15 protein-coding genes and 2 pseudogenes are annotated in these 14,503 nt (G+C 55.2%); 7 read left to right on the top strand and 10 right to left on the bottom strand.

Annotated elements, in window-relative coordinates:
- Positions 1–148 precede the first annotated feature (148 nt).
- The 5 genes from APH30_RS28585 to APH30_RS03015 all read right to left on the bottom strand — a co-directional run bounded on the left by APH30_RS28585 (position 149) and on the right by APH30_RS03015 (position 4,729).
- Positions 149–1,042 carry a DUF4435 domain-containing protein gene (locus APH30_RS28585; protein ID WP_139139546.1) on the bottom strand — a complete coding sequence of 298 codons (894 nt, stop codon included), beginning with the start codon at positions 1,040–1,042 and terminating at the stop codon, positions 149–151.
- Positions 1,039–2,301, bottom strand: a complete 1,263-nt coding sequence (locus tag APH30_RS27485; protein WP_054888280.1) for an AAA family ATPase — start codon at positions 2,299–2,301, stop codon at positions 1,039–1,041. The genes APH30_RS28585 and APH30_RS27485 overlap by 4 nt, the downstream gene beginning before the upstream one ends.
- 621 nt (positions 2,302–2,922) lie before the next feature.
- On the bottom strand, positions 2,923–3,129 hold the full coding sequence (locus APH30_RS03030) for a hypothetical protein (protein WP_054911667.1): 207 nt from the start codon (positions 3,127–3,129) through the stop codon (positions 2,923–2,925).
- 13 nt (positions 3,130–3,142) lie between these two features.
- Positions 3,143–3,352 carry a hypothetical protein gene (locus tag APH30_RS03025; RefSeq protein WP_016488107.1) on the bottom strand — a complete coding sequence of 70 codons (210 nt, stop codon included), beginning with the start codon at positions 3,350–3,352 and terminating at the stop codon, positions 3,143–3,145.
- A gap of 1,080 nt (positions 3,353–4,432) precedes the next feature.
- Positions 4,433–4,729: a hypothetical protein gene (locus APH30_RS03015; RefSeq protein ID WP_054888278.1), complete on the bottom strand. Its 297-nt coding sequence runs from the start codon at positions 4,727–4,729 to the stop codon at positions 4,433–4,435.
- A gap of 217 nt (positions 4,730–4,946) precedes the next feature.
- Here APH30_RS03015 and cyoA point away from each other — a divergent pair, with 217 nt between their 5' ends.
- The 4 genes from cyoA to cyoD are packed head-to-tail and all read left to right on the top strand — an operon-like array spanning position 4,947 to position 8,802.
- Entirely contained in the window at positions 4,947–5,870 is a 924-nt protein-coding gene (gene cyoA, locus APH30_RS03010) for a ubiquinol oxidase subunit II (protein ID WP_054888277.1), read from the top strand.
- 5 nt (positions 5,871–5,875) lie between these two features.
- Positions 5,876–7,849 carry a cytochrome o ubiquinol oxidase subunit I gene (cyoB, locus tag APH30_RS03005; protein WP_054888276.1) on the top strand — a complete coding sequence of 658 codons (1,974 nt, stop codon included), beginning with the start codon at positions 5,876–5,878 and terminating at the stop codon, positions 7,847–7,849.
- Between the two features lie 3 nt (positions 7,850–7,852).
- A complete protein-coding gene (gene cyoC / locus APH30_RS03000; protein WP_054911666.1) occupies positions 7,853–8,464 on the top strand; it encodes a cytochrome o ubiquinol oxidase subunit III in 612 nt (203 codons plus the stop codon).
- Positions 8,464–8,802 (top strand): cytochrome o ubiquinol oxidase subunit IV, encoded by a 339-nt coding sequence (gene cyoD, locus APH30_RS02995; protein WP_054888274.1) that lies wholly within the window; start codon positions 8,464–8,466, stop codon positions 8,800–8,802. Before cyoC ends, cyoD begins: the two co-directional genes overlap by 1 nt.
- An 87-nt stretch (positions 8,803–8,889) precedes the next feature.
- Here the strand turns inward: cyoD and APH30_RS02990 are convergent, their stop codons facing one another.
- Complete coding sequence (locus APH30_RS02990) at positions 8,890–9,108, bottom strand: hypothetical protein (protein WP_054888273.1); 219 nt, start codon at positions 9,106–9,108, stop codon at positions 8,890–8,892.
- A 260-nt stretch (positions 9,109–9,368) separates the two neighbouring features.
- Here APH30_RS02990 and APH30_RS02985 point away from each other — a divergent pair.
- Positions 9,369–9,686: pseudogene (locus APH30_RS02985) on the top strand (general stress protein); the annotation flags it as partial.
- Positions 9,687–9,779, top strand: a pseudogene (locus tag APH30_RS29405) (general stress protein); the annotation flags it as partial.
- A 176-nt stretch (positions 9,780–9,955) separates the two neighbouring features.
- On the opposite strand, the gene APH30_RS02980 reads toward APH30_RS29405, so the two are convergent.
- On the bottom strand, positions 9,956–11,554 hold the full coding sequence (locus tag APH30_RS02980; protein ID WP_054888305.1) for a hybrid sensor histidine kinase/response regulator: 1,599 nt from the start codon (positions 11,552–11,554) through the stop codon (positions 9,956–9,958).
- 298 nt (positions 11,555–11,852) lie between these two features.
- On the opposite strand from APH30_RS02980, the gene APH30_RS02975 reads away from it, so the two are divergent.
- Positions 11,853–12,647, top strand: coding sequence for an OBAP family protein (locus tag APH30_RS02975; RefSeq protein WP_054888271.1), 795 nt, complete (start codon positions 11,853–11,855; stop codon positions 12,645–12,647).
- A gap of 155 nt (positions 12,648–12,802) precedes the next feature.
- Here APH30_RS02975 and APH30_RS02970 read toward each other — a convergent pair whose 3' ends face one another.
- From APH30_RS02970 to APH30_RS02960, 3 genes are read right to left on the bottom strand one after another with little or no spacing between them, the layout of a single operon-like run.
- On the bottom strand, positions 12,803–13,303 hold the full coding sequence (locus APH30_RS02970; RefSeq protein ID WP_054888270.1) for a ferritin-like domain-containing protein: 501 nt from the start codon (positions 13,301–13,303) through the stop codon (positions 12,803–12,805).
- A 24-nt stretch (positions 13,304–13,327) separates the two neighbouring features.
- Positions 13,328–13,558, bottom strand: a complete 231-nt coding sequence (locus tag APH30_RS02965) for a hypothetical protein (RefSeq protein ID WP_054888269.1) — start codon at positions 13,556–13,558, stop codon at positions 13,328–13,330.
- A 16-nt stretch (positions 13,559–13,574) separates the two neighbouring features.
- Positions 13,575–14,453 carry a manganese catalase family protein gene (locus APH30_RS02960; protein WP_054888268.1) on the bottom strand — a complete coding sequence of 293 codons (879 nt, stop codon included), beginning with the start codon at positions 14,451–14,453 and terminating at the stop codon, positions 13,575–13,577.
- Between the last annotated feature and the right edge of the window lie 50 nt (positions 14,454–14,503).

The raw sequence follows: 14,503 nt of genomic DNA, 5'->3' as shown, positions 1-14,503 counted from the left end.
ATTGCAACTAATGACTCCCGCAAAACTATCGAGATCCAACAAGGGGACTTTAGCATTGCCTTATCTCCAGGCCATGAGAATGACAAAAACGCATTCAAAATTATCAAAAAATAAAGACATCACCACAGACAACCCCACAGATCAACCTCTATATTCGAGTAGCATCAGCGACTCGTGCACGCAAAGCCGAGGCCATACCCTGATAATAATTTTTCAAATCCGGATCCTTGTCTAGATCCGTATACTGAAAATGCTCAGCGACCAATACATCCGCCATTTCTCTATTCAGATTTTTTTGACCTGTAACATCACGAAAACACTCACAAAAAATCCCATACAAAAATTTTGCCCACAACTTACCGTAACAGTCGCGGGCTGCCACAACCCTATCGCAACCACTAAACTGAAATTTTTCCACTCTACCCGACTTAATGGTGCCAATTAACTTCCTAAAAGATTCTTTCTTGACTCTATATCTATTAGAATCACGAACATCAACATACGCCCAGAATTTTTCACGATGAATTCCCTGCACCCTTTTTAGCGAGCAGAGCACATCTACAAAAATCAACCTATTGAAATCCACCAAAAAATTACGACACTTAACTCTAATCACTTCTGCAGCTTCAGCACTAACGCCTTTCACAGAAATTCTCTCAAGCTTAGAGATAATAGCTTCAGCTTGCCAAGCATCGTTCTCCCAGCTGTAACCATATGTATAGAGAACAAACGGATGATCAATCAAACAATGGCGATGATGATCATGATCTCTATCCATAGCCACTATGGTATTGGATATTTTTGATGCGGCAACATCTTGAGCATAAGGCAATAAATTATCCTTTGAGCCAAGAGGTCTAATTTCATAACTCAGACCTGGTAAAAATCGTGAAAAAAATCCTTTCCAAAAAACCGCATCAATTGAACAGTCGCTTTGTTTTTTCTCTTTATTGAACTCGCCACCCTCTGTATAGACCACCATACTGACGCCCAAAAACGCAGGCAAATTCGATCGACCTGACACAGTTCTTGTAAATGTCATTTCACGCAGCGATCCATGTGAATCAAACGATCTTGGTTGGCCCCGACCACATCAGGGGAATGGGTAGCGAAGACAATCTGAGCGGCAGGATTAAGGCTTTTTATATTTTTTGCCAAACTTTCTTGCCAAGCTGCGTGAAGCGAAATCTCAGGCTCATCTGCCATATATATAAAGCTTTGACCTTCCTGCAGCAAAGCCTCACCAAGAATAACGATGATCTGCTTTTCCCCAGAAGAAAGCTGGGAGGGCTTCAAAATTTTTCCAGATTCAGTCTTAATCACTAACTCATTACGCTCATTGAGCGAAATGGTTTTCTTCAAAAGCAATTTATTCAGTATAGCTAAGAAAAGATCCCGAGAAGAAACAATCCGATTTTTCTCTTTGGTGATACCCTCCCAGACATCCACGGTACTTTCGATTCTGTGCAGGGAGAAAATCGCCATAAAGTCGGCCGGTTTGAGATCTGTACTTTTACCCCATCGCCCTCGGAGATCCTCCAGCATACCAAAATGTCCATCTAGCTTCTTTTGGTAACTTCTTTTGTCCAACTTAAATTCAGAAAATATTTGTAGGAGTGCCTGCTTTTCACTGTCGACCTTCTCACGCCCAGGAAGGGCTGCCACCTTGTCATTCTCCTTGACCAGCAAAGATAAGAATACATGTTCTTGAAAACGCTCATGCAGAGCATTCACCTGCTTACTCAAAGAGGAAAGGTATCTAACCAATCGATTCGAGAAATCATCCAACCTCAAATCAACCGGATCATTTCCACCTGGCCCCTTCAGCGAAGCGGCTCGCTGAACAGATAGCCAAGTCAAAGACACCATTTCAGAGAGATGCTTTGCTAGAGTACGGCTCGCGGCAGTACTCCCAGCTAACTGAGCTCTTATAAAAAACGAGCCCTTGCTAACCGTATCATAACCATCCACATCACTCAAAACATACGCATAGGGTTTTTCAGTAGAAGACTCTACAATCTTATAATCACAATGAAAGAATGGCACCCCAAGATTTTTAACTACTTCAATATATGGTTTTCGCTTGGAGCGTGGATCCTTCAAATTTATACGAACCGACTCAAAGTCAAGCTCAGAGAGGTAATCTTTGTCAGCGCGAAGAACGCCAGAGATTATTTTGAGCGTAGTGGATTTACCTGAACCATTTGGACCGATGAGGAAATTCAAATCCTCGCTTGCTTTGAAGGATACTTCGTGATTCCCCCAAAAACCTTTAATCATCACACTATCAATGAGATTCATAGCTTCCTACTATTTACAGGTCCGGTGGGCACAATGATGGCACAGCTTAGGCTTTGATGCATTACCTCCAAGACTGCTTAGGCCCCTATAGAGGCGTCTCGACCGGGTACCTAGATCCCCATACCTCTACCTCGCCGACGCGTTGATCGGTTGTGACGGACGGACCTTAGCCAAAAGCGAGGTAAATCGGCGCAGTTCGCCGAAGCTTAACGAAAGCCTAAAGCAACAGCGAGGAGTTCGCCCGCGACCATTTCCAGGCTTACGTTTCAAATACTGATGCTGAAGCCCTGAGGCTGGACTGAAAGCTAAAGCTGAAACCCACGAAAAGTGAGACCGAGTCAGGACTTCGGATGTGGATAGCCCGGGTGCTCGTTAAGGCAACGATGGTCAGCCCGGTCCAGAGGCGTTAACCGACCCAAAGCAGATGTTGATCAGAGACTTCATGTTGTCAGCGTAGGCGCCATAACCGATTTTAGCCGCCCAGCTTCCAGATCCGCGAAACACCTGTGGGAGTCGCGCTTGCAGGCGATGGGCCGAGCAGCGGCGCTAACATCCGGAAGTCCGCAATGGGGTCAAAAACAGACACTCAGCAGGACGCTTCATCTTCCGCGCAACTGCCAATCAGTGAACAGTTCCGCCGCCGTGGCCATAGGCTTTCATTTGATAGTCGGTTACAGCTTGGAACAGAGATTCAGCTATCAGGCGTAATCTTTCCACCTCTATCGCAGGCGCGCCGGTATCCTGAGCTTCGTGGTAACGGCGCATTGCCTCAATTGCCTCGGTGTAGGCTGGGTGGTCGGGCGGCAAAATCTTCGACTGTTTGGGCATCAGTGCCTCGATATCAGTGAATTGATTCAGACAGACTGCCGGCTTCAAGCACCTGGAAATCCACTACCGCGTGATAAACGGAGTCAGCCAACACTCTAAGCCGCTCGATTGTCTCTGGAGATGCCCCGTTATCTTGCGCGGCCTGATGCGCCCTTATCGCATCAAGGGCTTCGCGCAGTAGCGGCTCGCCGGCTTTGGCCATGCCTTCCAAGGTTCGCTTCATGCTCTGCCCATTCTGCTACGTTGATCCATCATAGGACGATAGCGACGGTCTGATGGCCGGCATCGATCCAAGGCCTTGTGTTTAGCAGTTCAGGCCTCATCGCGGCAAACCGGTTCCCATAGGAATATCACCAGCTTCCAGACCTGCGCCAGCCTCTGTGAGAGCCGCGCGTATCGGCGATGTGTCGCGAAGCGACCCCAATATTCAGGCGCCGGGTCGATAGCTGCCGGCAAGAGCCAAGCATACCTAGGCTGCCTTGGAAAAATCGCTCCCTTCCAAACGTGAGTTGCTAGGCCATATGTCCATCACAATCCGCAGCAAACCAGCATAAGCCACACTAAAAATGGGGGACCAGATGGGGGACCAAAAACACACAGGCACAAAAAAGCCCCGAAAAATCAGGGCTTTAATGAGAATTAGTGGCGGAAGCGTAGGGATTCGAACTTTCTCGATTGCAGTGTGATCCGTTCCGAGCAAAAGTGTGCGCTATCATCCCAGGCTGTGTAAAAAAGCCCCAGTTCACGAAGAAGATATGCGGACCAGGCCTGTAGGTCTAGCAGATGGAGGCGTGGATCACCCTGGATCGGTCATAGGCATGGTGGTTGTGCCATCTGGACCGCGGCAGCTGGCCTCATGCCCTGATCGCTTACGTAGTCCTGCAATTCCGATTATCTTCATCATTCATTTGAGGTTGTAGGATAGCTTGAAGGTTCATCTCGACGATTACCCTCGGCAGGGTCTTGACCAGGAAGTGGGTGGTTCCCAGTTTGAGCGTTCCGAAAGGATGCTCCACCGTCTGCTGCCACCCGCGTCGGGTCATGCCCAAGGCGCGCGGCAGAGACATGCTTCCTTTCCATTGAGCCCACTGGTTGTACATGGTCGTCTTATGGGATGACGCGGTGTAGTGGTGGGTCGCGGATGACAACTATCCACCCATTACAGCCCCTCGACCGGTAAAGCAACACCATCCATGCGATGTAAACCCCTTCTGGTGAACAGCCTGACAGTAAGGATTGACCATCACCGCCCGCCGGTAGCAATCCGATCGGAACAGCTGCTTCGCCTGGTTCCTCCCGCACCTCAACTTCCAACCACTTCGACATCGAACGCCTTGCCCTCGGTCGCGACTCGCCTGGCATACCCGACGCCCCACACCATCGCCCGACTCATGGTTTCGCCAGGGCATTGGAAAAAGGCTTGCTCACTCATCATCGAGCCATCGGCGCGATAAACTCCGATGAACAACTGAGTGGCACCCGTTCGTGACAAGCGTGCCTGCACTTCGAGACAGGCTCCTGTGTCCAGCGTTTCCTCATGGATCTGGTGGTGCAGGATCGGATCGCACCATTGACGATAGGTTTCCCCTCTTCTTTTCATCTGCCTGTCCTCTGCTGTTGTCAGCGGTAGATAGCCTCGCGCGCGTAATCAGTCCAAATGAAACGACGCCATCGGACAGGCGGCCGAGTTATACAAAGCGGTTTTTTTGTACATCCACCATTCGTCGCCAATCCGCAAATCTCATACAACCTTCGTTTCGTCGCCGTCCTTCTAACGCCACAAGCAAAACAACTGGCAATCGCTACAGGACAAGATCATGGCCACGAGATTCACGTATGGCGCACGGTTGCTCGGTCTTATGTTGCTCAGCATCGGTGCTTTGCAGCTCTCGGGTTGCGACATGGTGTTGTTCAATCCAAAAGGTCAGGTCGGGTTGGAGCAGCGCAACCTGATCATTCTCGCCACGCTGCTTATGCTGATAGTGGTAGTCCCGGTCATGATCATGGCGCTGGTATTCTCGGTGCACTACCGCGCCTCCAATGAAAAGGCGCGCTACACGCCGGAATGGAACCATTCGCGCGCTATCGAGGCAGTGGTCTGGGGTGTGCCGCTTATCATCATCATTGTGCTCGGCGTGGTGACCTGGCGCTCGACCCATGCGCTGGACCCGTACCGACCACTCGTGGCTGACCGACCGGCGATAAAGGTTCAGGTGATCGCCACAGACTGGAAATGGCTATTCGTCTATCCCGAACTCGGCATCGCCTCGGTCAATGAGTTGGCCATGCCAGTGGATACCCCGGTGGATTTTCGGGTGACCTCCGATGGCGCCATTACTTCATTCTTCATTCCGGCCCTCGGCGGGCAAATCTATGCCATGGCGGGCATGCAGACCCAGCTGCATCTGATCGCCAACCACAAGGGTACCTACAACGGCATCGCTGCCAACTACAACGGGCCGGGTTTTTCCGATATGTATTTCGAGGCCTTGGCTTTAGACCAAGCCGGTTTCGACGCCTGGGTGACAGCGGTGCGCAGGTCACCGAATCGGCTTGACCAGGCGCGCTATGCACAGCTGGCCAAACCGAGCGTCGCCCATCCTGTGGAGCACTACGCCAAGGTGGACGACGGCCTGTTCCAGTCCCTGATCGACAAGTACCAGGGCATTGACCGGTCTAACGACGTCGAACGGCGCCTGAGCATCCCTGATGATGAAGCGCCGAAAGGCAGCAAGGAGTGACCCGCATGTTCGGAAAGTTGAGCTGGGACGCCATCCCCATGGACGAACCCATCATCATGTACACCCTTGCTGTAGTCGGCATGATCGGCGTTTGCGGCTTTGGGATGATTACCTACAAGCGCAAATGGACGTATCTGTGGAAGGAGTGGTTGACCTCGGTCGACCACAAGCGCATCGGCGTGATGTACATCGTGGTCGCCCTGGTGATGCTGCTGCGGGGTTTTGCCGACGCGCTGATGATGCGTACTCAGCAAGCCATGGCTTCGGACGGCTCGCCCGGCTATCTGCCACCGGAACACTACGACCAGATCTTCACCGCTCACGGCGTGATCATGATCTTCTTCATGGCCATGCCATTCGTGGTCGGCCTTATGAACATCGTCGTGCCGTTGCAAATCGGTGCGCGCGACGTGGCTTACCCGTTTCTGAACGCGGTGAGCTTCTGGCTGTTCGTATCGGGTGCGGTTTTGGTGAATCTCTCGCTGGGGATCGGTGAGTTCGCCCGCACTGGGTGGGTCGCCTACCCGCCCTTGTCCGGTATCGGCTACAGCCCGGGCGTAGGCGTGGATTACTACATCTGGTCCTTGCAGATCTCCGGCGTTGGGACGTTGCTGACCGGGCTGAATTTCTTCGTCACCATCCTAAAAATGCGCACCACCGGCATGACCTTGTTCCGCATGCCGGTGTTCACCTGGACGGTATTGTGCACTTCGATACTGATTCTGGCCGCATTCCCCATTCTCACCGCCACGCTGTTCATGCTCAGCCTGGACCGCTACCTGGGCATGCATTTCTTCACCAACGAGATGGGCGGCAACCCGATGATGTATATCAACCTCATCTGGGCCTGGGGCCACCCGGAGGTGTACATCCTGATCCTGCCGGCTTTCGGAATCTTTTCTGAGGTGGCCTCTACCTTTTCACGCAAGCGGCTGTTCGGCTACTACTCGCTGGTCTGGGCCACCATCGTCATCACCCTGCTGTCGTTCATCGTCTGGGTACACCACTTTTTCACCATGGGCGCCGGGCCGAACGTGAACGCGTTCTTCGGCATTATGACCATGATCATCGCCGTCCCGACTGGGGTGAAGATCTTCACCTGGCTGTTCACCATGTACCGCGGTCGGGTGCGCTTCGAGACACCCATGCTGTGGACGGTGGGCTTCATCGTCACCTTCAGCATTGGCGGCATGACCGGCGTGCTGCTGGCGGTGCCGGGCGCAGACTTCCTGCTGCACAACAGCCTGTTTCTCATCGCGCATTTCCATAACGTGATTATTGGCGGCGCGGTGTTCGGCTACCTGTGTGGCCTGACCTACTGGTTCCCCAAGGCGTTCGGTTTCAAGCTCTACGACCCGCTGGGGCGTGCCGCGTTCTGGTGCTGGCTGGCGGGTTTCTATTTCGCTTTCATGCCATCTTACTTTCTCGGTTTCATGGGCATGACCCGGCGCCTGAACCATTTCAATGTGCCTGAGTGGCGGCCGTTTCTGCTGCTGGAGATGGTTGGTGTGCTTATCATCCTCTGCGGCGTGGCCTGCCAGGTAATGCAACTGATTGTGAGCATCCGCAAGCGCCACGAAAACCGCGACCACACCGGCGATCCCTGGGATGGCCGCACGCTGGAGTGGGCCACTGCGTCACCGCCGCCGTTCTACAACTTTGCCGAGCAACCGGTGGTGCACGGCATCGACGCCTATTGGGGAATGAAGGAGCGTGGGGTCAAGACGCTGATCGAGGCGGATTTTCGCAGGATTCACATGCCGTGCAACACTAGCCTGGGCGTGTTGATCGGCGCATTGAGCACAGTGCTGGGCTTCGCCTTGGTCTGGCATATCTGGTGGCTGGCGATTGCCTCACTGCTGACCACGGTGGCAGCACTGATCGTACGCAGCTACGACCGGCATACCGAGTACTACGTGACGGCCGAGGAAGTCGAACGCGTGGAAACCCAACGGCGTCAGCTGATGGCGGAGGCCTGAGCCATGTCGCACATCATCTTGAACGAAAGCGCCCACCAGCAGGGGCAAGGCTACGAGGATGCGGGTTCGCTGAGCCTGTTCGGCTTCTGGATCTACCTGATGACCGACTGCATCCTGTTCGCCACGTTGTTCGCCACTTATGCGGTGCTGGGCCAGTCCGTGGCGGGCGGCCCTGGCCCTGCGGACATCTTTGAGCTGCCCTACGTCCTGGGCGAAACCAGCCTGCTACTGCTCAGCAGCATCACCTATGGCTACGCCATGCTGGCCAACCACCGCAAGGACAAGCGCCGGGTGCTGCAGTGGCTGGGGGTCACCTTTGTGCTGGGCCTGGCTTTCGTCGCCATGGAGGTGAACGAGTTCCACCACTTGATCGCCGAGGGCTACGGGCCGCAGCGCAGCGCGTTTCTCACCGGCTTCTTCACCCTGGTCGGCACCCATGGCCTGCACGTGCTGGTCGGCCTGGTGTGGATGGCCCTGCTGATGATCCAGGTCCAGCAGCGTGGCCTGTGCTGTGTCAACTCCACACGGCTGAGCTGCCTGAGCCTGTCCTGGCATTTTCTCGACATCGTGTGGGTGTGCGTGTTTACCGTCGTCTACCTGTTCAGAGTGATCTGATGAGCAACGAAAGCCAGATTCACAGCAGTGCCGGCGCCAGCCAGTCCAGCCACAGATCGTACAATATCGGCTTCCTGCTGGCTGCGTTGCTGACCATTGTGCCGTTCGGGCTGGCCATGTTTCCCAGCTTGCCGCGCGCCGCTACCTTCCTGTTGGCGCTGGTCTGCGCGGTGGTGCAGATTCTGGTGCACATGATGTTCTTCCTGCACCTGACCACCGCGCGTGAGCAGCGCTGGAGCCTGGTGGCGCTGGTGTTCTCCGTGGTGATCATCGTGCTGTTGGTGGGGTTGTCGCTATGGATCATGTACTACGTGCACTACAACATGCTCGGTTTGTGACCCGTCCTCGCCCACGGGCTTGTCCTGCCGGCTGGCGATGGTGTTGCTGAGCGGGTTAATGGATGAAACCATGCGTGCCGCCCCTGCTCAGGGCTGTTGGCAATGCCCCGGCGATGTGCCGCGCTCGTGGTCATGCTCAAGGCGCTGCACCTGCACGTCAGTAAACGACGACGCTTCACTACGATGCAGGCCTTGCAGGTAATCGCGCGCCGCTTCGCGACTCAAGTTTTCCTGTTCACTGCGCAGCTCGCAGGTGCCGGGTTGGTTGTCGAGGATGTAGCTGATCAAGTACAGGTAGTTGGCCATACGGATACTCCTTTTTTCAGATGGGGATGGACGACTCAGTAGGATTGATCGTTATCGGTTCGCATTCGTTCAGCCCAAAAGACGGCTGGCAGCCGGCAAGGGTGAACTCTGTTTGCCATCGTGCAAGGCTTTGGTGGTGCATGATTAAGGCTTCCTGCATGCTTGGTCGCCAGTTTTGTTTGCCACAAGATGAAAGGCCAACTTTCATTAGAGACTCTTGTCCGCCCGAGTGAAATTCTTTGCACGATGTGCCGCTTTCCATGGGTCACTGGTTAACACAGACCTTCCTGTGTAACTACCGACATGAGGTGTCAATCATGGCTAGCAATCAAGACGACCGCGGGAATCAAGGTGGCAACGCCAACACCAATCCAGGCAACTTTGCCAATGACCGGGAAAAGGCATCCGAGGCCGGGCACAAAGGCGGCCAGGTGTCAGGAGGTAATTTCAAGAACGATCCAGAGCGCGCCTCGGAAGCAGGTCACAAGGGTGGCCAGGCATCCGGCGGTAATTTCAAGAACGACCCTGAGCGGGCATCCGAAGCTGGCCACAAGGGCGGCCAGGCGTCCGGCGGCAACTTTGCCAATGACCGCGAAAAAGCCTCGGAAGCCGGACGGGTCGGTGGCCAGCATAGCCACGGTGGCGGTCGCAAGAGTGATGACAACCGCTAGTCATCCGTGAAAATCGCAGGGGCAGCCGGGCTGCTCCTGCGCGCTGATGTGGACGTCCCATGTTCATGCACAATAAGATTGCAACACACCGTGCCCGTGGCGCAGCCCAATCCGGGCATCATGGCGGCCTCACGCGCACCTGCCATCAAAACAGCTTGCTTGCGCCCCGTTGCCCATCACGCCACGCCAGTCGGACCATCTAGTACCTGTCTGACCCGGCAAGCCAGATCGTGTGGCTGGCAGGGCTTGGAGATGACCTCGAACTCGGCGCCGCCAATGTCAGTCCGCTCGATCGCGTTTTCCGCGTAGCCTGTCGTCAGCAAGACTTTGATCCCAGGTTGCAGGCGCCGCACGGCTCGGGCAAGCATTACGCCGTTCATGCCGCCCGGCATGATCAAGTCGGTAAACAGCAAGTCATATCGCTCCCCAGCCTGGATCAGTTTAAGCGCCTCGCGGGCGTTAAGCACCATGTCGGCGGCATAGCCGTAGTCCTCCAACACCATCTTCGCCAGCTCGGCCACATCCGGCCGGTCCTCGACGATCAGGATGCGCTCACTGCCAGCACTGCGCTTAGCCACTTTCGACGGTTGCTGCTGCACCAGCTGAGCGTCATCCACCGGGAAGTACAGGCGCAACGTGGTACCTTCGCCTTCTTCGGTGTAGATACGCGCCGCGCCCCCGGACTGGCGGGCAAAACCGTACACCATCGACAACCCCAGCCCCGACCCTTTTCCCTCTTCCTTTGTGGTGAAAAAAGGGTCCATCACACGGTCACGGATGCCCGCAGGCATACCGACACCGTTGTCGGTGATGGATATACTCACGTAGCCACCCGGCAGCAATCCGTCAAACGACAGGCTTGGATCGGTGATCAGGACGTTTCGGGTTGCGATGAATATGTGCGGCCGCTTGCGGCCTATCAGGGCATCCCTGGCGTTGAGGAAAATATTCAGCAGGGCCACTTCTGCCTGTGTCGCGTCGATCCGGCAGCTACGCAGCTGGTCCTCAAGATCAAACTCCACCGTCACCTCGGCGCCGAACGTACGCTCGATGATTGGGCGCGCATCGTCAATCAGGTGGTTCTGGTTCAGTACCCGTCCATGCAACTTCTGCTTACGGGCGAACGCCAGCAATTGCTTGGTCAAGGTACTGGCACGGTCGACTGCCGATTGCGCATGCCCGACGCTACGGCGAATACGGTTCAGGTCCGCCTGGGGCTTCTCGGCTTGACGGGCGATCAGGCCCAGGTAGCCACCCATGACCTGCAACAGGTTGTTGAAGTCGTGGGCGATTCCGCCTGTCAGCTGCCCCAACGCTTCCATTTTTTGCGCCTGACGCAGGGCGTCTTCGGCGTCGCGGCGTCGGCTGACATCCAGCTGAGAAGCAAAGTAATAGATCAGCTCACCGCGCTCATTGAAAATCGGCGAGAGAAACAAGGCATTCCAGAAGCTTGAACCGTCCTTACGATAGTTGAGGATCTCAGCCGCAATATCGACGCGCTGCTCTATGGCCTGACGCAGGCTGTCTACCACCGTGCGGTCGGTGTCGGGCCCCTGCAGGAATCGGCAGTTTTGGCCCAGAATCTCCTCCGCGGCATAACCTGTCATTTCCAGGAAGGCCCGGTTGGCGAAGATGATCGGGTTGTCGTCTCGGTTAGGATCGGTGACGATCATCGGCATCCGGGTAGTTTGCACCGCGGCGAAGAACATATCGCGGGCCAAGCCGGAAATGTCGCCCGAAGCCTGGTTGCTGACGCGCGCCTTCTTTTCGGTCACGAGAATCTCCTTGATCATTGCGCCTGGTTCGTTAAATCTGGACAACTTTCGTGGGCAGGTTGCTCCCGGTCAGCCGCCAAGTTGCACGACGTCGGCAGTTTCAGGGAACAGGCTATCCACTCGCTGCTGGACACCCTGGACGGCAACTACCTCAGCTGGTCGAGCACTGCTTTGGCCAGCGAAGAGGCCGTTATTGGATGGATTAGCCATTTGAAACTGACTCAGACCACTCGTCCGTTGGGCTGTCCGCTTTATTGGCCATGGTTGTCCTCTAAGGACACCAGCCAGAGCCTTTCTCATGCGACAGCTATTTCAAACGATAACCCTTCCCCTCGCTTGCTCTCTGCTGTGGGCCTGCTCCGCTCACGAAACGAAGTCTCCTGTGGAGACACCAGGCAGGCCCGAGTCTGCTAAAACCCAGCTGCTGGAAGCCGGCGCCGCGACGCTGCAGTCCAAGCCGCCCATTGAGGCCATCAACGCTTACCTGGATGGCTTTCACTTCTACAACGGGCATCCGGACGTGCAGATGGAAGCGCACCACTACTGCTCCATCCTCAACGAGGATGTCATTCAATGTGTGATATTCGACGGCAATACCAAGGGGGCGAAGATCATGGGCGTCGAGTACATCATCGACGAGAAGCTTTTTGCCGGCTTACCAACGAGGGAGAAGGCGATATGGCACAGTCATGGCTACGAGGTCTCCTCTGGGCAGTTGATCGCCCCAGGCATCCCTGATCCTGCGGAACATGCCCTGATGGCGCGACTGGCTCACACCTACGGGAAGACGTGGCACACCTGGCATACCGATCAGGACAAAGCGCTGCCGGTGGGGGTGCCGCAGTTGATGATGGGCTTTACCGCAGATGGGCAGGCTGACCCGGCGATGGTCGAACAGCGCAATGGGCGCTTGGGTGTGGATGCTGGGAAAACCAAAGGCGAGCGGGCTGACATCCGTATTCCTGATGCTGATCCCCAGGCGGATGGCTGGCAGCACGGTAATGTCATTCAAATCACCGATCCAACCGGTGCCCATGTACATCGTTCTTCAACAGCTACGCCATCCACTACGAATAGCCGGTCTAGCCAATAGCCGCCTGCAACAACTGTGTTAGATAAGGTCTTGGGCGCGCCCCCTTCGGGGAGAGGCTGTCGTGTTTGGCGATCATCATGATGGTGATCATCCCCCAAAATCCAAGGGAAAGTAAGGTGTGAAAAGCCCGGTGCATCGGCACCGGGCTTGCGCCTTCATTTTTCGAGTGTGGCCGCCTGGTTACCTCCTTCTTCAGCGATAGCAGAAAGCTTGTCGTCCGCCGCTTTTTCCTCGGCCAAGGTATCGCCCAGCAACGACACTGCTTCCTTCATTCCCAAGTGCTTGGCCATGGCGATCAGCGTTCCATAGCTGGCGATCTCGTAATGCTCTACCTTCTGGCAGGCGCCGATCAGTGCGGCATCCAGCACCGCGCCTTGTTCGATTTCATCGAGCAATTCCTTGCTCTCCTCCACCAGCCCCTCCATCGCAACGCACTTCATCCGCTTGAGCTTCAAACCTGCCGACTCCACCAGTTGGTCGATGCGCTCGATCTGACCCTGGGTCTCGGCCAGGTGGGATGTGAAGGCGTCGGCCAGTAGTGGATTGGTGGCGGCCCTGGCCAACCGAGGCAGCGCCTTGGTGATCTGCTTTTCTGCGCTATACACATCAGACAGTTCATGGATAAACAGGTCTTCAACAGTTTTCCGTGCAGCCATTGGTTATCTCCTAGACGGTAGTGATCAGTGCAGGGTGTTACTCAGAAAAGTTTCCGGGCGCTCGACTTCCGGCGCATCGCCGGGAAGGTCGTTGGGTAGAAGCGAGCCGACTCCGAAGGTCATTACGGCCATGCGTACACGCAGAGCTCGACAGGCCAGGCGGGACTCAGCTTCAAATTCGGCCAACGCTTGGCTCATGAGGTGCTCAACACCAAACAGGCGATGTAGCGAGGCTTTCTTGCGCAGAATGTTCATGATGCCTCCGACTTTCTCAGTCTTTGCCATTAATCAAGCCGGAGCCGAGATCTGCGCCTGTAACCGGGTTGGCGGTTGGATCAGACATTGTCCGAAGCTTCATCGCCTCAACTGTTTCAGCTTCGGCAGGAGTGAGCGTCACCGAAGCGGTGCCATCCCCACCATCCACAGCAGCTGATGGATTTTCCACGTACTCCCACTCACTGCCCTCGTTCCAAGGGCCACGCACATTGGGCTCACCAGACATATTGAAATACTTGTTGGTGAACTCCGGCATACCAGGGAGTTTGCCTTGGGGGAAGTTCGGCTGAATGGTATGAAGCGCCTTTTCAAAGGAAAGCTGATGGGCGATCTCCCGGGTCATGAGAAAGCCCAGCGCCTCTTTCACGCCCGGGTCATCGGTAACGTTCATCAGACGTTCGTAGACGATCTTGGCTCGCGCTTCAGCTGCAATGTTCGAACGAAAGTCTGCTGTAGGCTCGCCTATGGTATCGACATAGGCAGCGCTCCAAGGGACGCCAGCCGAATTGGTCAGTGGAGCACCGGCACCATACAAGATGCTGGTGATGTGGGAGTCGTTACCCGCACCATTGATTGCTCGATACAGCTCGCCTTCCTCTTCGACCCCTTCGGCCAAGCGGCCTTTGGCACCCTTGTTGAGCATGACGATTATGGAGCCGACGATCTCCAGGTGGCTGAGCTCTTCGGTTGCAATATCCATCAGCAGGTCTTTACGCCCTGGGTCGTCTTCCGCCAGTGCCTGGGTGAAATATCGGCTAGCAGCGGCCAGCTCGCCCTGAGCACCACCGAATTGTTCGAGCAACAGATTGGCCAGGCCGGGATTGGGCTGGGCGACACGCACGGTATATTGCAAGCGTTTGTTATGGATAAACATGGTTTGCTCCTCGCGGCTAGTAAGCAGGCGCCCTCTAATGTAGGCACCAT

This window comes from Pseudomonas sp. NBRC 111127 (assembly GCF_001320345.1).
GTDB lineage: Bacteria > Pseudomonadota > Gammaproteobacteria > Pseudomonadales > Pseudomonadaceae > Aquipseudomonas > Aquipseudomonas juntendi.
This window is presented reverse-complemented; position numbering and strand designations above follow the sequence as displayed.

Coding starts and splice junctions, on each gene's coding strand:
- APH30_RS28585 (WP_139139546.1), bottom strand. CDS start 1,042: ATGACATTTACAAGAACTGTGTCAGGTCGATCGAATTTGCCTGCGTTT.
- APH30_RS27485 (WP_054888280.1), bottom strand. CDS start 2,301: ATGAATCTCATTGATAGTGTGATGATTAAAGGTTTTTGGGGGAATCAC.
- APH30_RS03030 (WP_054911667.1), bottom strand. CDS start 3,129: ATGCCCAAACAGTCGAAGATTTTGCCGCCCGACCACCCAGCCTACACC.
- APH30_RS03025 (WP_016488107.1), bottom strand. CDS start 3,352: ATGAAGCGAACCTTGGAAGGCATGGCCAAAGCCGGCGAGCCGCTACTG.
- APH30_RS03015 (WP_054888278.1), bottom strand. CDS start 4,729: ATGAAAAGAAGAGGGGAAACCTATCGTCAATGGTGCGATCCGATCCTG.
- cyoA (WP_054888277.1), top strand. CDS start 4,947: ATGGCCACGAGATTCACGTATGGCGCACGGTTGCTCGGTCTTATGTTG.
- cyoB (WP_054888276.1), top strand. CDS start 5,876: ATGTTCGGAAAGTTGAGCTGGGACGCCATCCCCATGGACGAACCCATC.
- cyoC (WP_054911666.1), top strand. CDS start 7,853: ATGTCGCACATCATCTTGAACGAAAGCGCCCACCAGCAGGGGCAAGGC.
- cyoD (WP_054888274.1), top strand. CDS start 8,464: ATGAGCAACGAAAGCCAGATTCACAGCAGTGCCGGCGCCAGCCAGTCC.
- APH30_RS02990 (WP_054888273.1), bottom strand. CDS start 9,108: ATGGCCAACTACCTGTACTTGATCAGCTACATCCTCGACAACCAACCC.
- APH30_RS02975 (WP_054888271.1), top strand. CDS start 11,853: ATGCGACAGCTATTTCAAACGATAACCCTTCCCCTCGCTTGCTCTCTG.
- APH30_RS02970 (WP_054888270.1), bottom strand. CDS start 13,303: ATGGCTGCACGGAAAACTGTTGAAGACCTGTTTATCCATGAACTGTCT.
- APH30_RS02965 (WP_054888269.1), bottom strand. CDS start 13,558: ATGAACATTCTGCGCAAGAAAGCCTCGCTACATCGCCTGTTTGGTGTT.
- APH30_RS02960 (WP_054888268.1), bottom strand. CDS start 14,453: ATGTTTATCCATAACAAACGCTTGCAATATACCGTGCGTGTCGCCCAG.